The sequence below is a fragment of the Streptomyces sp. NPDC048643 genome, assembly GCF_040650615.1.
Lineage (GTDB): Bacteria > Actinomycetota > Actinomycetes > Streptomycetales > Streptomycetaceae > Streptomyces.
Map to the genome: position 1 here is coordinate 34,990 of NZ_JBEZHO010000053.1, position 20,900 is coordinate 55,889.

The following is a 20,900-nucleotide window of genomic DNA, read 5'->3' on the forward strand; positions in this document are numbered from 1 at the left end:
ACCGCCCTCCGGCATGCCTCGACGTAGCCGGCGCACCAGAAAATTCTGCAAATGTGACGCGCATCACACGCGTGTCGGGCTGATGGCAATGGACGAGCGAGTTGATCATTTCTCGAATGTGAGAAAACTGGGCACGGTGGTGCACCTGTTTATCACCAACGGGGCCAGTGTGGTGTCCAGGGAAGTATGTAGCAGGCCGACGATCTCCCGCATGCCCAGCCGGAGATTCATGGGCAGCCAGGTGACGGTCGTTCACGCGTGACACGTGGATCATTCTGAAGAGCGCGTGCAGGCTGGACCCAACTGTGCCCCCGCAGCACGGCGTCGGGGGCTCCATCCATGCAGGTGCGCCCGTGACGCTAGGCGGAGGACGGTGTCTTCACCGTCCCGCGCCGGCCGAGGGATCTCTGTCGCAGGTCCCCGACGCCACATCCCGCGGTGGCCGAGGTCATGGCGCCTCGGGCAGCCCAGGGGGTGACCTGCTTGTCAGCCGGCCGCGTGCACGGTGATCGGTGAGCCCGGTGCTGTTGCAGCGTCCAGGCGTTCACGCAGAGTCTTGGCGACAACCCGGTGTGCCGCAGATTCTCCCGAGAGGGCAGTCAGGAGACAGTGCTCGATTTCGAGGTAGGGGGCACTTTGCGTGGTGTGGGAGGGGAGTTGATCGATGCTGGGGGTGCGGGTGCGGCTGGCGAGACCTTGTAGGGCGGGAGCGAAAGGGGAGAGGCGAGCGTCCAACAGGTCGGTGGCTCGGTGGGTCTGGCTGGATTCGCCGAGAGCGAGCAGGCTCTGCCGTACGCCGGGCAGGAAGTCGAAGTCGATGCGGCCGTAGGGGGCTGCCACACCGACGGGGGTGTCCAGGCTGATCAGGAGACCACTGGTCAAGATCGCGGACAGGTCTCGAGTGGTGGCTGCTGGAACCAGTTCGGCGGCGATGAGCTGCATCACGAACTGGTTCAGCGGTGCTGTGGCGAGCAGGACGGCCAGGGCGAAGGCGTGTTCCGAGGCGGCGCTGTGGAAATCGGCGATGAGCCGGTCGGGGCCAGGTGCATCGTCACCGGCGGCTGCGGGGGAGGGAACCACCGGGAGGGGGGATGCGGCGGGGCTCACCTGAAGAACCTGCTGGTGAACGAGTCTGTTGGTCAGTAACAGTTGGGTCCACTGGTCGAGCCAGCGCTTGCGTATCTCCAGCACGGGGATCAGCACGTCGGCGGAGACGGCTGTGTCACACCGCTCCGCGGTGGCCGACCGGTCGTCGGCGGGTGTTGTTTCCAGGTCCTTGTTGGGGCAGCACTGACGGGGGGCACTCAGTTGTATGGGCCGGGTGGAGATGCCCGACAGCGACCAGTGATGGTGTGGCAGCACGTGCAGGATCGCGACGGCGTGAGAGGTCGCCCACCGGTGCAGATCGCCCCACAGCAGCCGCCTGTGCCACGAGGCTCCGACGCCGTCGGTGAGCAGCAGAGTGATCTTTGAGCGGTCGGCTGCGAAGGACGTGGCGTTCAGAATGGGGAGATCGGTCTGGTTGAACAGGTCGCTGGGGCCGGCGGGCCGGCGGTTGTTCATCTTGACGACCTGGACGCTGTGGAAGAGCGGCAGATCGCGGGTGTAGGCGACGATGGCGTTGGCCACCGGGTACCAGGCGGTCATGGACGGGCTGGTGTCGATGACCAGGACGAGGTCCCAGTTGGGGGCTGCAGGGCTGTCGGCAAGCCCTTCCGGGGGGTCGTAGATGCTGGCTGCCAGGCGAGGGGGAGTGCCTCCTGTCAGCTGGCTGAACGGACTCAGGGCTGAGGTGGCGGCTTCCACGGCGGCCAGGGGGGAGACGGTCGGCCAGGAGGGAGGCGGCTCGAGGAAGACGGGTTCAAACGGCAGCGTGGTGCGCCACTGCTGGTCGACCGCTGGTACTGGCGCCGCCGTGATGAGCCACGGCTGCGAGTCGAACAAGGTCACCGACTTGCCACCTCGTCGGGCGAGGTGAGGTTCTTCAGAACAGGCAGGGGCTGGGTCGGGTCGTCCCACAGCAAGGTCAGGTCGGTCAGCGACGGTGTGCCCAGACTGCTGGTCGATTGCTGCAGCTGCCTCAGACGCGCCGGCAGGTCTGCCAACGACCCCTTCTCGACGAGATGTTGAACGGACTGACGAAAGGCGTCGGAGGAGCAGTCGCTGCGATGCCACAAAATGGCCGGTGCACCGGAGCGAATGCCCTCCAGCAGCTGTCGGCGTCCCTCCTTTTTGTCCGGCGGAGTGTCCAGCACCAGCAACTGCGACGACGCAGGAGCGTTCCGAAGGGGACTGGGCTGCTCGGCGGCGGGGGCAGCCTCGTTCTCGCAGGGGCGACTTGAGATCATCCGATCCCACCAGAGTTCCCACGACGTCCGCGATGCCTGCGGCCGGTCGAGGCTGCGCACGACCACCTGGTAGGGGGAGCGCCAGACGGGGTCGGGCCCGGGGCGGCACCACTGGGTGACCGGGAGATTCGCCAAGTCGACCGGGAGCCAGAACTCAACGGTCAGAGCGACCGGCTGAGCAATGTGAGTCAGCGTTTGCTGAAGTCGTTCATGCACAAGAGGCTCGAGGTCGTGCCGGTGCACGCGCGAATCGCCGTCCCGCAAGAGGGGCACCCGGCCGTTCTGCCCGTCCTGGTGCCATACCCGCAAGATGCAGTAGTCGTCGTCCAGCCCGTCGGGCAACAGGACGAACATTACGCGGCTCTCGCGGCTCTCACCGTGCTCGACAGGAGCAGCGGCAATACGGCTGCGGCACTCCGCCAACTGCTCGTACAGACCCTGCTGCCCGGCATGCTTCTCAGCCCACCCGTGAAGCCTTTCCCGCAGCGAGACGTCCACAGCGGGTGCCAGGTGCTCCAGGAACACAAGAAACAGCGGCAGCCCGTTGGGCAGAGCGTTGCGCCGCAACAGATACAGCACCACGCTCCAGGGGTCGGTGCAGTGCGCGGGCAGATGGACGGGGAAGGGGTGCAGGCAGGCCCGCGCAATGGACCGTGCATCGACGTCCCCCAGGCCCTGCAGCAGACTCCTGAGCTCGCCCAGGTCTTCGTTGCCGAGCCGGGTGCGGGCCAGCTGCCAGTCCGCCAGCAGCCGCAGCTGTGTCGTGACGTCGGCATCACCGGTCACGGTGCCCACTGCCCTTGCCAGGGCATCGGTGGCCTCTGCCGGTTCACCCTGCGCCATGCAGCGGGCCACAATGAATGACAGATGATCTTCGGCTGGCTGGGTGGCCGACTCATCGCTGGAAAAGGTCCGGTTCAGGGCGTGGGCCAGCATCCGGGCCAAAGCTCTGCGGGCGGGGGCGCCGGCCAACGACGGCGCGCTGCGCAGTACCTCGACCATGGCTTTCTCCAGAGCCTTGGGTGCGGCAGCGTCCCAATACGCACGCACAAGCCAGGAAACCTCAGATGCACCCATGTCCCCCACCTCCCCCGAGAGTTGCCGGCTTCGTCCTGCTGCCAACAGATTTGCGCCCCTGGTACGACTGTCTCGAAAACGGGCTGTTCCAGCCAATACACAAACCGGCTGATTTTGCTGCGTCAACTAATACTCCGGGCAGGCCAGGGGAGAGATCTGTGAGAATGCTGGGGTGGGGGATGCAAGTAGCTGGGCTGCCTGGGCTGCCGCGGCCACAAGTTTGGCGACACTCGTGGTGACCACCGTCGTGGGCGGGCGCAGAGAACGCCACCGGTGGGCCCGTGATGCGCTGACCGACGCGTTCGTCGCCTTCCTGGAAGCCAGCTGGGCCCACTCCGATGTCGTGCACTCGCTGCCGGGCACTGCGGACACCGACACGGGGGAGGCGCAGCACCTGTACCGGGAGATGCGTTCGCAGCTGACGCGGCTGCGATTGCTCGCCTCCCCCGACGTGCTGCGCTCCGGTGAGGAGTTGCTGCGCCGCCAGCGCGCCGTCCAAGACGCGGCGCCGGGAGCTGCGCGAGAGGCTGCCCTGGACAAGGCCGCTGCCTGTCGACGGGTGGTGGTGACGGCCGCCAAGAAGGAGATGGGCTTGTGATGCGTCAGATGACATAGCGCCCCAGTCTGTCCTCGATACCGATACGAAGCTCCGTCAGCAGTGCCCGTGTCTGCGGCGGCAATTGTTTCGAATTCAGCTCCTCGGCCAGGGTTGTGGCCACCTGGGTGAAATACGGATCCGTGCCCGTACTTGTTCGAGGACCGGGCAGCCAGTGATTGACGATGTTGCGGACCGCCTCGGCCAGAATCGGATCCTCCCGGGCACACAGCGCACCCAGCAGGGGAGCCAGCTGGCCGAAATAGCCCAGGGCGATCAGCCGCGCTCTTTCCATGCTGGGATGCATGTCACCGGTGAGACGGCCCATCTCCTGCAGCATCTCGGTGGTGACACCGACGTCCAGGTCCGGGTCCTCCAGAGCGGCCAGCATGCCCAGGTAGCCGATAGCGGTGACAGCGTGCGCCGCGAGAGTCACCTCGACCAGGCCGTGCCGGCCGTGCGCGTGTCGGATGACGGTCTGCACGTTGTACTCGTCGACGGCGACTTGCCTGACGAACCGCAGCTCGTCGGGCAGTCCGGCACTGGCTGCCAGCAGGACGAACTGATGAGCCGCCACCCCGTCCGCCGTGGACGGCTTGAGATCCCCCAGTCGCTTGCGCAGCTCCGGCGCCAGTGCCACCGGTTTCACATAGGGAGCATCAAGCAGTACATCCGCGCTCCCCAGCAACGACAGCAAAGTGGGGTCGGGACCCTCGTCCCACCCGGCGCTGGCGCGGCGATGCTCCGCCAGGAAAAGCGGCATCTCCGCTCGAGGCGGCAGGGCAAGCCGCCACGTGGTGCACCAGGGCCAGTGCAGGGCTTCCTGGTCCAGCCCCTGCACAGCCAGAGCATTCTGCACGTGCAGGGCCAGACGCCGACCGGTGTCCTGATGGAGGGTTTCGGCGGCGCCGACGAAACTGGCCACGGCCTCGACCATGGCCGCATCCATGCCCGTCAGGAAAGGCTCCAGCAACTGTTCCAGCGACTTGTGCCCGTCGGAGGGCAAGCAGTGCACAAACGCGGCCACCACCGACAGCGACCGGGCAGTCCCCAGCGCGGCCACCTCCCGCAGCAGCTCCACGCTCACCACATCCTTGGCCGCCAGGACGTAGTGAGCGGCCAGCGCGGCCAGGTCCTCATCGCCTAGGGCCAGCAGCCGCTTCCACTGCTCGCAGCCGATCCCGACCGCCTGCAGGGCACTCTCTTCGAGGAGGGCGGGCAGCACCGCTGTGGAACGGGCACCCAATCGTCTCGCGCGCAGTGCCTCCTGCAGCATTGCTCCCCAGGCAGGGCACTCAGCGAGCCCGGCCCGAAAGCGGTAGGCCAGCAGGCTCTCCACCTCGCCCAGTGCTGCCAGGTCCTGCAGGATTCCGAGCCGCTCCTCGTTCAAGGCAGCGGCCGTCGCCGTGTCGGCCGTCGTACGCAACGCACGGTCGGAGGTACGCAGCCGCGCCTGGCAGGCTTCTGCATAGACCAGCGATCTGACATGGTCGGGTCTTAGCCGCAGTGCCTTCAACGCCTGCCAGGCATGGGAGAGAACCTCCCACGGCTGGTCGGCGGACACCCGGCTCCAGACGTAACCCGCCAGCTCGCTCAGCCCTGCCACCTGAATGCTGCGCAGGGCTCCCACCACGACACGGGCATCCCGGCTGTTGCCGGCCTGCTGCTCCGTCTCCTCCAACAGCCCCGCCGTGACCTGCGTGAGCTGTTGCACGGCCCCGGGCACGGACCACTGATGCATCATCACCAGTCCGTCCAGAGCCGCCTGCGCCGCCTCCGCCGCACTGTCCGAGGCAGACGCGACCTTGACCAGGACGTCGGTGGCCTCCGGCACCCCGTACTTTGCCAGCGCGTACGCCGACCTCTTCCACGCCGGGACACCGCTGTACGGCGAGCGCAGCACCTCGTGCTGCTCGCGCAGGAAAGGCACCCGGACCTCCTGCGTGTACTCCTCCGGTGCCGCCTGCAGCAGCAGTGCCCCGTACCAGGGACTGGCCTCCACGCCGGCCTTGACGACGTTGACCACGGTCCGCGGACGGGAACGTTCGTCGGCAACCAACAGCACAGCAGTCTCGCGCCATCCGTGCCGCAGGATCAGCTCCTGCACGCGCGCGAGCTGATCGTCGGGATAGCGCTGCAGAGCCATCGCCGCGCAGTAGGACTGCACCAACGGGTAGCGAAAACTGATGCGGTCGCTGGACTCGATGACGACGCTCGTGGCGAGGAGGGACGCCAGCACCTGATGCGCCGTCTCGCAGGGATCGGCGTCCTGCGCGGCGTTTCCCAGTACATGCAAGGCCCGCTTACGACTGAGTGAACCGGCGGAGCCGAGATCCTCCGCCACAGCTCCCAGCAGCAACAGACGGCGGTCGGCAGGAGAGCTGTCCGCCGGCGGCGCGCCGAGCAGCCGGTTGAGATACTCACGGACCAGGCTGCCGAGGTTGGCCGGTACCTCGCCCGTCTCCACGAAATGCTGAACCAGCAGGCGCAGGAACTGAGGCTTCCCCGCCAAGTCCCGCAGGGCCGCGGCCTTCGGGTCGGCGAACAGACGGTTCTCCAACCGGGCCAGCATCTGCCGCCAGTCCCGAGCACGGCGTATGCGCAAAACATCCGCAGCGTACGAGCGGGCAGCGTTCTCACGGACCTTGTGGACCACCACCGTCGGCCATCTGAGCACGTCCGGGTGGAAGTCTCCCACCCGCTGGCACACCAGCAGCCGCAGCTCGGGCAGTTGAGTCCGCAGCCGCTTGATCCAGGCAAGTATGCTCCGCTGGTCGCGCTCCGAGACGACGTGCAGATCATCGATGGTCAGATGGACGGCTCCCAGAGAGATCAAGCGCTCAAGCCATTGCTCCGACAGCGCCTCCCCGACATCAGCCAGCTGCAGTAGGAACCGCACCACGGTTCGGTCCTGCCCCTGTTGCCGGTGCAGAAATTCCATGATCTGCAACGCTGTGGCCTGCAGCGGAAGCAGTGCACTCGTAGGCGCTGTCACAGTCTGGACGCTGCTGTGGCGCGTACGCAGTTCACGGGCGATTCTCGACTTCCCGCCCCCCGGCTCCGCCAGCAAGATCACCGCAGGATGCTGTCCCAGCAGCTCCAGGCAACCGCGGGCCTGCAGGGTCAGCGCGCCGTCTCCCTGCTGCACATAGGGTTCCCCAGGGGCAAGCTGCCGGCCCTCCAGGCTGATATAGGTGCTGTCGTCCCAGCCGAGGTCATCCGCCGGCGGCACATCCGCGTCGCGCTGGCGGATGCTGTCCAGGGCCTCGCGCAGAGGCCGTTCCGATAATCGCTTCAGCACCCGGTCGCGCAGCACGCCGTCACGGGTCGTGGCCACGGCTGCTTCCAGCAGACGCTCCGTGACCTGGTCGCCGTGGTCGGACGCGACAAGGACCCGGGTGACCGTCTCCCTGTCCTCATCGCTCCAGTGCTGCAGCAGAGCGTCAAGGGAGAGGAATTCCGATGCCACGCCCGCAGCGGCCGCGGACACCTGTACCCGTTCCGGGGAGTCCGGAGAGGGCCACTTGAACGTACGACAGGCCGAAAGCACGAGATGTTCGAGGTAGTGCTGCGGCCACAGGGTGCGGCAGGGACCGGGGACGGTCTTCCAGATCGCGCATCGCACCTGCCACAAGATCAGCAGACAGCGTCCCAGGACAGGTCGGTCCTCGCTCAAAAGGTCGGCGAACGAAGTGGCTGCCGACTGAAGTGACTGTTCATCCCAGTGCGGACGCAGCAGGGTCAACAGGCCCAGATAGCGCTGCAGAAGGACGACGTCCTGGAATGTCAGGTGCTTGGCGACACAGTCGCGCAGAATGCACATCTCCAGCCAGGAGATGTCTTCGAACGTGAACGCGTCCTTCGTGAACGTAGCGAAATCGATCAAGAAGGGAGTGCCACCCGACAAGATCACGTTGCGTGGGTTGAGGTCGCCGTGCGCGGGTGAGCGCATCCGCTCGGATGCGTCAGCGACGAGCAGAGTGTGCAGGGCTGCCAGAGGGTGGCCAAGAACCACTCCCTCATACTCCAGGGTCTGCGCGGCGACGTCCTCGTGGAATGTGTCCGAGCCGCCGAAGTGCTTCCTGAGAAAGTCCGACCACTCCTGCGCTCGCAGTGCAGCCAGCCGCCCCTGGACCACAACCGTATGACCGTTGCGAAGCTTGTTGGCCTGCTGAGGCTGTGACGCCTTCCCGTCCAGTTCCACCCGAACCCGCGAAGAACGGTACTCGCCTCGCACCGACTGGCCTTCGGTGACGATCTTCTCCAGCATGATCTCGGCCCGGTCTCCCAACTTCAGGGAGCGGCCCGGGCCCGGAGGAGAGGTCGCATTGCGCAACACTTCCGAGGACGACGGCCGATGGAAAACCTCATCGGACCGTGGATTGCCGTCCACCAGCCGCAGAGAAGCACCGCTGCCCTCGACCTTGTCGACCCTGAGATGCAGATCGACCCCGAGGCGCTGGTTCTCTGCCTCCAGATCCACTTCCTCCAACCGCGCCGCACCGTACAGATTCACGGACAGCGACTGCAGCACGCGGGCCAGGGCCTGCGTGCACTCCTCCAACCGCTCCGGCGAGGCCACCGCATCCGCGACAAGATCTTCCAACGACTCCAGACGACCCGGCACATGATCCCAAGCGCTGACATGCCGGTACACCACCACGCTGCAGGGCATTTCGTCCCCGCGGCGGTCGTGGACAGCCCGACTGACCGCAGCGACCGGCACGTAGAGCGAAGAGTCGAGCGTCGCCCGCAGATCTCCGTAGGCTTCCCACTCCTTGACTGCCTCCGCATACGGCATCAACTTGGCAGCCTGCAAGGAGGCAGGGCGGCCCGCACGCGCAACGCTGATCTCCAGGACGTCCGCTCCACCGCGCCCCCCGGCCAGCCGGCCGTGAACCAAAACCGACTTCAAATCGGCCGGCCACCGGCCCTGCTCCCGCCACTGTGCCTCCCCGGCACCGGCGTCGTCGCTGACCGCCACATTCAGCAGCGCGTCCTTGACACGCTCCATCTGCGTGCCGGTCAGCCCGCACGCCGTGTCAAAGGAAATCTTCGGCTGCCCCAACGCTTACCCCCCGACGCATAACGAAGCCACGCCCACTGCTCACCGTGCCGACGTGACGACGGAACGTAGCGTAGCGAGGAATGGCAGGGGGCGGCGTGCCAATGCCCAGGAACGTCCTACTTACGAGTGCGTCCGGACACGCAGAGACACCCGGTCAGCATCTACGCGCGCGCACCCGCAACAACTTCACTGTCATCGACGACGACGGCGCCCGCCCAGCGCACACAGCAGGGCAGTCGCACGTCCACGTGGAACAAAGCCCCGGAAACGCGGTGCGCAGCGTCACACACGGACACTGCCTTCCGTGACCCCTCGCGTACTCGAGCGGAAACCGATGGGAAAGCGGCGAGCCGGTCCCTGCCGTCCGAGACGCCGGCAGATTTGAGGAGCACGCCCGGAACAGGAGATGCTGACCAGCATGAACGGGGTGTCTATAGCCGATGACGTGTTCAACACCCGGTCCGCAGCCACCGGGTGGGCCATCGTGGACGTGGAAACATCGGGCCTGAGGCCGTATGAACACCGGGTGCTCTCAGTGGCTGTCCTGACACTCGATCCATCCGGCGAACTGGTGGAGGAGTTCTCCACGCTGCTGGATCCGGGCTGCGATCCCGGGCCGGTACACATCCACGGCCTCACACCGCAACGGCTGCGCGGCGCTCCCGTGTTCGAGGAGGTTGCCGATCACATCGGGACACTGCTGGCCGGCCGTGTGATGGTCGCCCACAACGCTCAGTTCGACTATGAGTTCCTCGCGCACGAGTTCGCCCGGGCCCGTTCCTGGCTGCCGGTCTCGCAACGCATGTGCACGCTCGCACTCAACCGACGGGTCGCACCGCCCACCGATGACCTGAAACTGGGCTCACTCGCCGCCCACTACGGAGTCCCACAGCAGCGGGCGCACGATGCTCTGGACGACGCCCGGGTCCTCGCCGGCATCCTGCGCGGTTCGCTGTCCGCAGCACAGGAGCTCGGCCTCGCCCTGCCACTGGTGGCGTGCCCGCCCAAGCAAGGGACGGGCTATCCGCCCCGAGTGCCCAAAACCCGCTGCGCGCACCGCAACCCCGGCCGACTCGCCCAGGGCGCCCCGCCGGTGCAGGGCATGAAGGTCGCTTTCACCGGTGACACCCACACCGCGCGCGAAGAACTCATCGCCCGCTCCGTCGCGGCAGGACTGAACGTCATGACCTCGGTCAGCCGACACACCAGCGTGCTGATCACCAACGACTCCGACTCCGACAGCGCCAAATATCGTGCGGCACACAGCGCAGCCATACCCATGATCACCGAAGAGACGTTCCTCGGCCTGCTCACCACCGTGCAGCCGGGAACCACCCACACGAGCCCCACGACACCGACGCCGTCCCTACCCGCCCAACGGCGCACCGGCCGTCCGGATTCCACACAGCCACTCCTTGGGCGCCGGATCCTGGTCCTGGGCGGCCCCCACGACCAGGCCTCGGCGCTGCGCACCCGCATTGTGGAACTGGGTGGAGCCGCCGCCGTCAATCTCTCGACCGGCGTCACCGACGTGATCCTTCTGGCCGACGGAACCACAGACCGCCGCATGCCCCACATCACGGCCCGCGGGCTACCGGTGCACGACGCCCATTGGCTCACCACTATCACACCGTCATCCGACACCGCCGCACAGGCGCAGACGACCGCCCCGGCTGCTACCCCCGTCCTGCCCCGCGGCGGTGTTCTCGATCTGCCCACCACGCACGACAACGCCGGAACGTGGACGGTCACCGCGTCCTGGGGCCATCAGACCGGCTGCGAGATCGACGTGGTCGCCTTCCTCCTGGACGAGGACGAACAAGTCTCCTGCGATGAGGACTTCATCTTCTACGGGGCTCCCGAAAGCCCCGACGCGAGCGTACGTCTGACCACCGACGGCCCCAGCGAACAAGCCGTCAGCGTCAACCTGCACACCCTTCCCGACGCCGTCCGCACAGTCGTCATCGCCGCCGCCATCGACGGAACCGGCACCTTCGCCCAAGCCGGAGCCATCGAAATCACCGTCACCCAGGAAACAGGCGCCCAAGCCCTCGCGCAGGCCACCCTGGACGCCGCGACCACCGAGCAGACGCTGCTGCTCGCCGAGATCTACCGGCGCGGTCCAGGATGGCGCGTCCGTGCCGTCGGGCAGGGCTACGACCACCAACTAGGCCTATTGGCAGGCAACTTCGGCGTCGACATCATCTCCTGACCCCTCGCAGGCCTGCGGAGCTGAACTGTTCTGCTGCTGGGCTGCCACCGGCCGTGGAACGGGGTGATCGGGCCACCGGAACCGGTGGCCCGATAGCTCACGCAGCGTTGGGATGGTGGCGAACGACCGCCTCGCCGTCGCCACCCGGTTTACGCTCTCCCCGCTTGCGGGTTCGTACAGGCCCCCAAGCATGCCGGGCCACCCCGGCAACCACCGTGACCCGTCACGGACTGCCTACGCGAAAAACTCGACAACACTACCCGGCCACCCTTGCATTGGCTCGAAGCAGCGGTCGCCCACGACCACCTGCCCTGCATCACGCCACCGGACGGCAAACCCTACGCCGCGCCCCTCACGTCCCTCCCAAGCCCTAGCGAACGTGCGACCACCGCCATGCTCACAAGGCTGCGCCGGAGGCAGTCCGGGCGGGCAACGCTCCGCCGCCGGGGGAGGGGAAGGGCTCGGGTTGCCTGCAACGCTCGTCAGTGTCCAAGGATGTCGTCCGCGGACAACACCTCACACTGCCGAACCGGATGCAGGATCCCCAGCATCTGAGGTTGCACGAGACGCATCCAAAACACAGGCGCGAGCATCGTTCGAAGACTTCCAGACACACCCTGACGGACGCGCTGACCTGCAGATGTCTTGAACAAGCGCATGCCTGCAGGTCGGCCCGCCCTCAGCTGATCGTTTGTCAGTGCCCCCCGCCAGCATGGTCCCCACGACAAGACGACTGACCTGTGGGGGGATCAGATGCCGTTCATTCGACCCTATGTGCGCTCCGACGGGACGCCCGTACGCGGCCACTCACGATGGGCACCAGGCGCACGCCGAGAGATGACGATCATCACCGTCGTAGCCCTGGCCACGATCGCCTTCGGCCACAACGGAGACCACAGCCCGCAAAACACCGGCCGGCAAGAACCGCCCCGCCAGTACCCGGCCCTCTACAACCAGAGCACCGGCGACACACCCCGCGGACCTCAACCGCACTCCACCGTCTCCTACCCGATCACGTTCGACACCCCCAAGCCCAGGACAAAGCGGCCGACGTCGACCGTCTCCTACCCCATCGACTTCTCCACCCTCGAAGGCAACCGGTGACCCGCCGCCCGCCCGCGCGGCGACGACCTGCACGACGCCCGACCCGGCGACACAAACAGCACGACACCCAACTCGCCACCGCAGGCATCGCCGTCGCAGCCGCCATCGGCCTCCTGGTGATGATCGTCAACTGGCTGCTGACCCACTGGTGGATCCTGATCGCAGCCCTCCTGCTGGCAGCGCTCGCCGGCGGCGGATGGTGGCAGCAGCGCACACAGCGCAGAGAATGGGAGCGAGTCCAACAACGCGCCCTGCGGTACGCAATCTCCCAGCTCGACGCACTCACACACCAGCAATTCGAAGACGCCGTCCGCGACCTGATGCGACGCGACGGCTGCTCCGACGCGCTTCGCGTGGGAGGCAGGGGAGACCTCGGCGCCGACGTGAAAGCCACCGATCCTCACGGCCGACGCTGGGTCATCCAGTGCAAGCACCGCCGAAGCGGCACCAAAGGATCAGCAGTCGGCACACCCGACCTGCAAGTCCTCAACGGGACCGGACGCCCCGTCCACCAAGGCGACGTCATCGTCATGGTGACCAACGGACGGATCACCCAACCCGGACGCGACTTCGCCCGACAGCAACGCCTGCACCTGGTCGACCGCCAAGTCCTGGCCCAGTGGGCCACAGGAAACCGTCCCCTGTGGGACCTTCTGCCCCTGGTCCCACCGCCCCGCAGGCCAACCGCACTGTCCTGACGGCGGAGACCTCCCGAACTCCCACCGGCCCCATCGAGCCTGCGATGGCGCCACTGCTTCCGGGAACGTGATCCGCCGCGGCCGTGGATGGCCCTCCACCTCCAACCGCCCGTCCACGCCCGCAAGACGAACCGATTCGGCCACGGCGCCAGCACGAGCGCGTCGCCCGCTCGCAGGAGCCCGCCCGGACCGGACAAGCGCGTCACAGCAGCGAGTCCGGTCCGTTTAGTTTTGCCCGGTGTCTTGAAGTGGCCGTCTTGGATCGAAAGCCTTTGCCCCTTGATCGCGATCTGCCTGGAGTCACGATTTGTGCCGACTTTTACATCCGGCGCAGATCTTTAGGGGGGAAATCAGAGTGAACCGAGTGCACAACGCGGTGGGCGGGATCGCAACCACCGTCATACTCGGCGCCTTCGCCAATCCGGCAGCTGCCATGACCAGCAGCGGAGCCGAAGCGGCCGCAGCCAACCCGGCCTACAGGGTCCTCAAGCACCTCGACTACTCAGGGCCAGGCAAAGCCTCCCTACGCGTCGGTTACTACAACCGTGCGGAAGACAAGGGATTCGGCTGGAACAAAGTCAAGAAGAAGCACAACATCACGAAGTACTCCGCCGTCGAGTACATCGCCAAGTCCCCCTTCCGAAACCGCCTCGGAAACTCGACGACCTACCACATGACGGGCTACGCCGGAAAATACCGGTGCCGAAACGGGGTCTGGTCTGCACCCTCGTCAAGCCAAGCAGTACAAGATGATCCTCTCGGTCAACGAGAAAATACAACGTGACGGCCAAGACAAGGGCGTCATCACCATGTACTGCGTCGGCGTCGTCCGGTGCCCCAACTGGGTCAGCACCACCCTGGCCAAGGAAAACCGGTCCCTTGCCACCCCGGACGTCGGGAGCATCCCCGAAGAAGATGCTCCCGACAACAGCGAGGCACCCGAGGGCGAAGTCGTGGACAAGGAAGACACCGAGGACGAGAACACCCCCGCCACCCCAGAACCCGGCGACGCGGACGACGGCACCGAGACGTGCCTGAGCTCCTACGAGCCCTTGGCCAACTCACTGTCCACCTCGAGGCTCACCACCGAACTCGCCGCCACCGCCAGCGAGAAGCTGGCCGCCGCATACACCCCGCTCGCGTGGGCAATCCCAGAAGCCACCACCGAAGACCGATACCGTTACATCGGGTCCTACACCAAACTTCGGTAAGCCACAATCCAACCCGGCCGTCCCCAACCACCCGGTTGGGGACGGCTCTGCGCCCAGGAAGACAACGTCGTGGCCGATCTGGATCTGGACAGCAAATTCCTCACCCACGCCTCGGAAGCCGCCTTCGACCTCGGCCGTGACAGCTTCCGCGTCACCACCCTTAAACTCCGGCCCCGCACCATCGAGTTCACGCAAACCAGCGGCCCACCCGCACCACCCCTCTACTTCGAAGGCGAGCCGCCCGCCACCGACCGCGAGGCACGCCGCATCTACGACTGGCAGCCCGCAGCCGACGCGCCCGCCTGGATGAACATGGCATGGCTGCTGGACGACCTCGCGTCCTGGGTCGGCCCCATGGCCGACGACCGCATCAGCATCGTCGGCATCGAAGCATCCGAACCCGACTGGTGCGACGTGCTGGTCCTCGACGGCGACAGCAGCTACCGGGTCCGGATCTCACTGGCCAATCGGCGCGAGATCCTCGACTTCCCCGGAATGTATCTACGAGACATGTTCGCCGAAGGCCGCTACCGCACATACCTCACACAAGACCCTTCACTCATCGACCTCCGCAACATCCTCTGAACCCGTTTGCCGGCACGCGCAGGAGGAGGGTCTCCCAGTGTCCTGTAGGGCGAACTGATCGTGGCCTGCGTAGAGCGGCGCACAGACAGTGCCGGACCCGTACACGACCGGCGCGGTCAGCGAGGATGGCACCACCGCCTACGCGGTCGCCACCTTCACGGCGAACGCCACCGAACATGAGGGGCATCGACGTTCCTATCGCCGGCCGTCGAGGGAGACTTCCGGGCCACCCACGAGGCAGCGGCAGAGGGCACCGGCGCCTGGCGTCGCACTGTCACGCCCGGCCAACCCACGCCCCATCGAACTACGCAAACACCGCGGACGCCTCGGACCTGTGACAGCACGAAGCGCCCGTGGCGCGCTCATGCCGGAGCGAGGACAACGTGGGCCGGAGGGATCGCCGAGCCCATCCGGGGACGTTGCATACGCGGAGCCTTAGGGCCTGAATCCGGTCATGAAGTCCAGATCGGGTCGTCCGGAGCAGGCCGTCCCGAGAAGCGGTGGAGCGGATCTCCGGCCAGAGAGAGTTGACGGCGCGCGGTGGTGATGAAGTTGTTCTGCGCTGATACCACACGCAACCGCAGATCGAGCCAGCTCTCCTCAGGTGCCAGGCCACGTTTGACAATGATGTGGAGGCGCCATATCTGCTCGTCGAGGGCGTGGGCGGCTTCTGCGATGTCCTTTTCGGCGACGAGGTTGACCATGCTCAGGGCCTCGTTCCAGGGGCGCCAGTCGATGGTGGTGGGGAGCACGACGCCCTGTGGAACCAAGTCGGGGCGAGCGGCTTCCATCTCGCTGAGGTCCACGAGCACGCCTGATGATTCGCGAAGCACGCGCGCGCACGTTGCTGCCACTTGGTCCCGGACCCAGTGCCTGTCTTGCGCCCTCCTGCTGACCACGCTCCCCGCGAAGACGCCGATCAGAGTGGTCGCGACTGCTCCGGTTGGGGCGGCAAGCAAGCTCAACAGCGCAGACATGAGGCCCAGTTTGACGTGATGAGAGACCGTCCACACCTGCTTGAGTGACGAACCTCAGATCAGTGACGACTTTGAGCATGCCTCGAGCTTCACCCGGCCGGCGCCGCACGCGGAGACGGCGCTGGACGCCAATGACGCCTACCTGTCCGCCCTCAAGACGCGCCTGCCGCTCGGACAGCCCGAACACTCCACCGGCAACCGCTGCGCACCCGTCGTCATCGACTGCGCAAGCCGTGCGTGCGCAATCGTGGCGCCATACGAGCCGTTGCGCAGTCAGGCACCGATGAACAGTGCCCATCACTGCGCAAGGCTCCGACCCGCGGACCGTGGTCATGCCACAAGCGTTCGAGAGACGTCGAGTGGGTCGGCGACGATGGCGGCTCGCCGACAGTTACGCGAGGAGTGCGCGCCCGCCGCGGTCTCTCCAGCGTGATGCCCGCAGCCACGAGGTCCGACAGCACTCTGCCGAGTTGCATATCCAAACGCCCTGGTCGTAAGGGCTGTTGATGCCTTGGAGTAAGTCCACCGAGCGGCCCCGACCACACCGACCACCAGACCGAACACCGTTTCGATGGGAGCAAGAATCCCGTGGTCGGCCCGACCACAGACCCGACCACAGACTCGACCATGACCCACCAGGCTGCTCGGCGACGCACGACACGTTCCGGGAGAGACGGAGCCACTGCGCAGTCGAAGGACGGTCAGGCCGAGGCCGCCTGCCCGGTGCGCAACAGTTGCGCACCGCCGTCGTTGGACAGGGCCGTTTTGTGGTGCGCAATCGGGTCGCGCAGTGCGGCGTGAGTGCGCTGTGCGCATCTATGGTTGGGGCCGACCATGAGCCCGACCACGGCAATGGGCACCCATCTCCCGTGGCAATCCGCAGTTTTGTCCTCTTACTCGGTCGTGGCGATGAGGGTGGAGCAACCGACGAGGTGGCGCCAAGGCCGGCGCCGGGCATCGACGCTGACCGCACCGTCTGAAGGTTCATACTGCAGTTCCACCGGAGACTCACGCCCAACGGGCCGGGCGGGGCACCACATCTCCTGCAGCAACTCTTGCTCCATCTCCTGCAGCATCTCTTGCGACATCTCTTGCGCGAGACCAGTAGTCGGTACGGAGATCCGCGCAGCTCAACCCCCTCTTTCGGCCGTGGTCGGAATGCCGACATCCCCTCTAGAGCCGCTTTTTGACAGTCCGGTTGAAGAAGAGAGAAGGGGAGCAGGGCGGAGACGAGCAGTGGGCGCAGGGGTGACGACCCCGTCTGGACAACGCCGGGCAGCTCCGTCGCTGCGCCGGACCCCCGGATGCCGCCGCCCATCAGTCGATGTTCAGGACGGTCGGGCGGTGCGGGGTCTGTTCACTGCGTAGGCGAGGGAGAGCTGGCCGACGGACGCGTAGCGCACGTCGTCGAGCAGGATCACAAGGCGGAACTCGCGAGTGGCCTGTCCCGCCGGCCGACCGCGTGAGTGTCGTTGCCGGCCAGGCGGGCGATGCCCTGGAGGATGATGCAGGCGGCGCCCGCCGAGTCCCACACGGCGGACAGCGGGGTGTTCCCGATGCCGGCCATGGACAGGATGAGCCTGAGGAACACCTGCTCCTCGTGGTGAGGCCGAGGGTGCAGACGTGCCCCATCAGCCTCTCCCAAATTTGGGATGCTCCACTGTCGGCTCTGTAACGAGGGTGACGGGTCGTCGGTTCGCGGGTGCCGACCTCGCCGTAGCGTTCCGCAGCTGCGTGAGGATCGCCGCACATGACCCTCAAGATCGTTCTTGCACAATTGTGCAAGAACGATCTTGAGAGGATCTGCTTCCAGTTGTGCTCTACCAGCGTCGCCGCTGGTTCCTTTGAGGCAGCACAAAGCCTCGCTCGTCCCCCTCGGGGTGCGGGCGAGCGGGATGTATCGGGTCAGCGCTGGTGTTGACGGTGCATGTTCCAGGCCAGGGCGGCAGCCTGCATCGGCTGCGCCCATTCGTCGGGGCTCTGGACGGCAATGGAGTCCCACAAGCGCTGTTGAGCGCCGGCGAGGACGTCGAGGCCGGCGGGCGGGGCGAGTTTCCATGCGGGGTGTGCGGACGCCACACCCTCGGCCTGCTCCGCAGTGTGGCCGTGGGCGATGAGCCACAGCAGCCAGAGCGCGGGGTCGATCCATGCTGCGCCGGTGGATGCCCATCCCCAGTCGACGAACAGGGCGCCGGCATCCGTGATGAGGATGTTCTGCGGGTTCCACTCCGTGTGAAGGAGGCTGTCCCCCTCGAACCACGTCAGGTCGGCGGGGTCGTCGACGTAGTCGCGGAGCCGGTGCGCCATCGCTTTCAGCTCGATGCGGGGGGCGGGGACCTCGGCGAGCTGCGTAATAGCTGCAGAGATGGCCGGCAGATCGGAAGAGTTGGCCGTGAAGTCGGCGTGCCGTCCCTCGACGTGCTGGAATCCGAGGAGGCTCCACCCGTCGGCCTCGACGAACCAGTGCAGTTCAGGGGCGACGCCGCGCACGTGCGGGGCGATGTCCGCCTCACGTTGCTGCGTCCAGACGCGCGGGTGATCGAGCGGCAGCCCCTTGACGAACAGGGTGCGGCTGCTGGTCCGCACGGTGACAGCGATGGAACTGTTGAGGCCTCCGTCGACGGTCCCGACGGTGGCAATCCGGCCGCTGGCCTTCTCGATCAGCGAGCGCACTTCGTCCGGCACCTCGGTGATACGCGGAGTGGGCATGAAGTCTCCAGAAGTACGGGCGTTGGAGCCGCGCGCGATGCGCGGCCCCAACTGAGCTGAACTAGTTGTACGGGTTGTCGTCGCCGCAGCCGGGCACCACGCTCGCGGTGAGTTCGCTGACGTCGGCGACCAGGACGACCGCCTCCGGGTCGACGGTGGCGGGGGCGGGCGTGATCTCGACCATGACAGCAGTCATGATTACCTCATTCCGTGTTGGCAGTAGTTCTTGAGTGGTGCCTTCGCTTCCTAGAAGACCCGTGCCATCGGTCGGCACACGCGGCAGGTGGCTGAGAGCTTGCAGCCGCAGCATCCACCAGTGCGAAGCATGAGGGCCTCGGCGATCTGCTTATCACCCTCGACCAGGTCGAGGTCCTGATGAAGCGGTGGGCTGCCAGCGGGGAAGCCCCCGCAGGCCGCTACTTCTGGTGCTCGGACGGGCTCATCGTCCGCGATCCCGGCATCAGCAACATGACCCAGGTCCTCACCGGTCTGATCGAGAACGGCGAGTTCACACAAGTCCTGCAACGGCTCGACTGATAGGCCAGCCTGTACGTCTCCTTCTCAAACGATCAGGCATGCAGGCACGCACCGCAGCGACTGGTCAACGGTGGTGCCCGCGCGCGATGCCGACGAGGGCGTGCGGGATCACGCAGAAGGCCCGACGTTGCAGGCGACGTGGCGATGAGAAGCCGTGGCCGTCAGACGCGGCAACGGGGGACGCGCCGGTAGCGGACCTTGAAAGCGGGTTGATCCGCCGGCCCCGGGAGTCTTCACCAGCTCGTCTTGCTGTACGCGTGCCAGTGCCCGCCGCTGTGCCCAGTGGGCAGCGTGCAGTGGACGTACGTCACGCTGTGCTCAGCCCAGCAGACGCCCCCGAGAGCGAACAGCGTGTGGTGAGGCAGGGTCTTCGTGCTCACCGGACACCTCCAACTCGTCGGGCCTGGACCGGCGGATACGCCTGCGAAACGCGGCCAGTCCAGGGGCTGTTGCCATGACACGAGCAACCGCACCGGATCGTCAGGAGCGCCGCCTCCCAGGCTGGCGCGCCCGGGCGCCGGACGTCGCCGGGACCGTCGCACCTCGCGTGCTCGGCGAGGCTGCACTCGGGTATGGTCTCGACCGTCTTCACGAAAGCTCCGACAGCGGGATCAGGCCACGCTGCTCGCGACACGGAGCACACGCGTAAAGAGCGATCGGCGGCGCACTGTTCCGCTCGATCGCGTCCACTAGAACCGCGGTCTCCGACGGGCCCCTGTGCCAGTGGCACCAGCGGTGGACCTGCGGGCTGTCGGTGGGGCCTGCGGCTTGCATAGGCTGCGGCATGTCGACTCCAACCAGTCGGCCATACCCGGGACCGTTCTCGCGGTCGCCGGGCTCTCCTCTGCCTCCCGACGCTAGAGACGCGATGTACGCCACAGCCAGCAATGTTCACCGATGTTCATAGCAATCTGCTCGCCCAGGTCAGTGGCGCATTCGCTCTCTTGACCCACTACCTCAGACGGCTGACCGTGGTGAACATCCGCGAACACCCAGAGCGCCGGAGGAAGCGATGACACTACGGTTCATCGGGATCGACCCCAACACGGGAACGGGCGAGAGCCCGACCGTCTGGGTCGACGACACCAAGAACGAGCTGGTCATCCAGGGATGGACGGCCGGTCCGGAACTCGCGGCAACATGCGCCGCGTTCGAGATGCCGGGTCATGCCGTGGGCATCCCCGAGCATGAGGCAGTAGTCCGCATCCCGGCCCGCATGGTGCCGATCCTGAGGAAGGCGTGCGATGACGCAGAGCGTGCCGAGCTTCGCTGATCTACTCGATAGCGCGGAGCGCACCGCCGTCCACCTGGAGATGCGTGACGCGTACGGAGTCGCGGGCGAGGCCGACGACCTCGAGCACTGGCGGCGCACGGGCGAGCGGGACACCGATCCGGCCTCGCCCTACTGGGGGCCCTGGGTGGAACTCATCCGACGGACCGTCGGCCGCGGAGTCGTGGTCCGCCGGGCCCGCATCGTGTCCGAGCCCGTCAACGACTACATCCGCTACGAGCACGCCGCCACCGACGTCAACGTCCAGGCCGGCGAACAAGTCCGCTGGCTGCCCCGCCGCCGAGCCTCGGACATTGCGCTGCCCGGCAACGACTTCTGGCTCATCGACGGACAGCTCATCCGGTGGAACCACTTCACCGGAGCCGGAGCATCGGGCGGCGGCGAGATGAGCAGTGATCCGGCCACGGCGAAGCTGTGCGCGGACGCATTCGAGACGGTGTGGGATCGGGCGATCCCGCACGAGCACTACGAGATCAGCTAGTACGAAA

At 66.5% G+C, this 20,900-nt stretch carries 17 protein-coding genes and 1 pseudogene; 10 read left to right on the forward strand and 8 right to left on the reverse strand.

Annotated features, from left to right (window positions below):
* Positions 1-486 precede the first annotated feature (486 nt).
* Entirely contained in the window at positions 487-1,950 is a 1,464-nt protein-coding gene (locus tag AB0C62_RS34885) for an SAV_2336 N-terminal domain-related protein (protein WP_362980160.1), read from the reverse strand.
* On the reverse strand, positions 1,947-3,425 hold the full coding sequence (locus AB0C62_RS34890; RefSeq protein WP_362980162.1) for a hypothetical protein: 1,479 nt from the start codon (positions 3,423-3,425) through the stop codon (positions 1,947-1,949). Before AB0C62_RS34890 ends, AB0C62_RS34885 begins: the two co-directional genes overlap by 4 nt.
* Positions 3,426-3,660: 235 nt before the next feature.
* On the opposite strand from AB0C62_RS34890, the gene AB0C62_RS34895 reads away from it, so the two are divergent.
* Positions 3,661-4,023 (forward strand): hypothetical protein, encoded by a 363-nt coding sequence (locus AB0C62_RS34895; protein ID WP_362980164.1) that lies wholly within the window; start codon positions 3,661-3,663, stop codon positions 4,021-4,023.
* 4 nt (positions 4,024-4,027) lie between these two features.
* Here the strand turns inward: AB0C62_RS34895 and AB0C62_RS34900 are convergent, their stop codons facing one another.
* Entirely contained in the window at positions 4,028-9,088 is a 5,061-nt protein-coding gene (locus AB0C62_RS34900; RefSeq protein WP_362980166.1) for a hypothetical protein, read from the reverse strand.
* 418 nt (positions 9,089-9,506) lie between these two features.
* Between AB0C62_RS34900 and AB0C62_RS34905 the strand changes: the two genes are divergently transcribed.
* The 6 genes from AB0C62_RS34905 (at position 9,507) to AB0C62_RS34930 (ending at position 14,898) form a co-directional block, all read left to right on the forward strand.
* A complete protein-coding gene (locus tag AB0C62_RS34905; RefSeq protein WP_362980200.1) occupies positions 9,507-11,300 on the forward strand; it encodes a DEDDh family exonuclease in 1,794 nt (597 codons plus the stop codon).
* An 837-nt stretch (positions 11,301-12,137) separates the two neighbouring features.
* Positions 12,138-12,404 carry a hypothetical protein gene (locus AB0C62_RS34910; RefSeq protein ID WP_362980168.1) on the forward strand — a complete coding sequence of 89 codons (267 nt, stop codon included), beginning with the start codon at positions 12,138-12,140 and terminating at the stop codon, positions 12,402-12,404.
* On the forward strand, positions 12,401-13,102 hold the full coding sequence (locus tag AB0C62_RS34915; protein WP_362980170.1) for a restriction endonuclease: 702 nt from the start codon (positions 12,401-12,403) through the stop codon (positions 13,100-13,102). The genes AB0C62_RS34910 and AB0C62_RS34915 overlap by 4 nt, the downstream gene beginning before the upstream one ends.
* Before the next feature lie 364 nt (positions 13,103-13,466).
* A complete protein-coding gene (locus tag AB0C62_RS34920; protein ID WP_362980172.1) occupies positions 13,467-13,886 on the forward strand; it encodes a hypothetical protein in 420 nt (139 codons plus the stop codon).
* Positions 13,852-14,313, forward strand: a complete 462-nt coding sequence (locus AB0C62_RS34925) for a hypothetical protein (protein ID WP_362980174.1) — start codon at positions 13,852-13,854, stop codon at positions 14,311-14,313. The genes AB0C62_RS34920 and AB0C62_RS34925 overlap by 35 nt, the downstream gene beginning before the upstream one ends.
* Before the next feature lie 69 nt (positions 14,314-14,382).
* Complete coding sequence (locus AB0C62_RS34930; protein WP_362980176.1) at positions 14,383-14,898, forward strand: hypothetical protein; 516 nt, start codon at positions 14,383-14,385, stop codon at positions 14,896-14,898.
* A gap of 452 nt (positions 14,899-15,350) precedes the next feature.
* Here AB0C62_RS34930 and AB0C62_RS34935 read toward each other — a convergent pair whose 3' ends face one another.
* The 4 genes from AB0C62_RS34935 to AB0C62_RS34950 all read right to left on the reverse strand — a co-directional run bounded on the left by AB0C62_RS34935 (position 15,351) and on the right by AB0C62_RS34950 (position 18,780).
* Entirely contained in the window at positions 15,351-15,875 is a 525-nt protein-coding gene (locus tag AB0C62_RS34935) for a hypothetical protein (protein ID WP_362980178.1), read from the reverse strand.
* A 1,417-nt stretch (positions 15,876-17,292) separates the two neighbouring features.
* Positions 17,293-17,466, reverse strand: coding sequence for a hypothetical protein (locus tag AB0C62_RS34940; protein WP_362980180.1), 174 nt, complete (start codon positions 17,464-17,466; stop codon positions 17,293-17,295).
* A gap of 314 nt (positions 17,467-17,780) precedes the next feature.
* Entirely contained in the window at positions 17,781-18,584 is an 804-nt protein-coding gene (locus tag AB0C62_RS34945; RefSeq protein ID WP_362980182.1) for an aminoglycoside phosphotransferase, read from the reverse strand.
* A 61-nt stretch (positions 18,585-18,645) separates the two neighbouring features.
* Positions 18,646-18,780 (reverse strand): hypothetical protein, encoded by a 135-nt coding sequence (locus AB0C62_RS34950; RefSeq protein WP_362980184.1) that lies wholly within the window; start codon positions 18,778-18,780, stop codon positions 18,646-18,648.
* 149 nt (positions 18,781-18,929) lie between these two features.
* On the opposite strand from AB0C62_RS34950, the pseudogene AB0C62_RS34955 reads away from it, so the two are divergent.
* Positions 18,930-19,121: pseudogene (locus AB0C62_RS34955) on the forward strand (hypothetical protein); the annotation flags it as partial.
* A 233-nt stretch (positions 19,122-19,354) separates the two neighbouring features.
* On the opposite strand, the gene AB0C62_RS34960 reads toward AB0C62_RS34955, so the two are convergent.
* On the reverse strand, positions 19,355-19,501 hold the full coding sequence (locus AB0C62_RS34960; RefSeq protein WP_362980186.1) for a hypothetical protein: 147 nt from the start codon (positions 19,499-19,501) through the stop codon (positions 19,355-19,357).
* A 632-nt stretch (positions 19,502-20,133) separates the two neighbouring features.
* On the opposite strand from AB0C62_RS34960, the gene AB0C62_RS34965 reads away from it, so the two are divergent.
* Together AB0C62_RS34965 and AB0C62_RS34970 are read left to right on the forward strand one after the other, a co-directional pair.
* Positions 20,134-20,394 carry a hypothetical protein gene (locus AB0C62_RS34965; protein WP_362980188.1) on the forward strand — a complete coding sequence of 87 codons (261 nt, stop codon included), beginning with the start codon at positions 20,134-20,136 and terminating at the stop codon, positions 20,392-20,394.
* Positions 20,366-20,893 carry a DUF6879 family protein gene (locus AB0C62_RS34970; RefSeq protein ID WP_362980190.1) on the forward strand — a complete coding sequence of 176 codons (528 nt, stop codon included), beginning with the start codon at positions 20,366-20,368 and terminating at the stop codon, positions 20,891-20,893. Before AB0C62_RS34965 ends, AB0C62_RS34970 begins: the two co-directional genes overlap by 29 nt.
* The last annotated feature ends 7 nt before the right edge of the window (positions 20,894-20,900 follow it).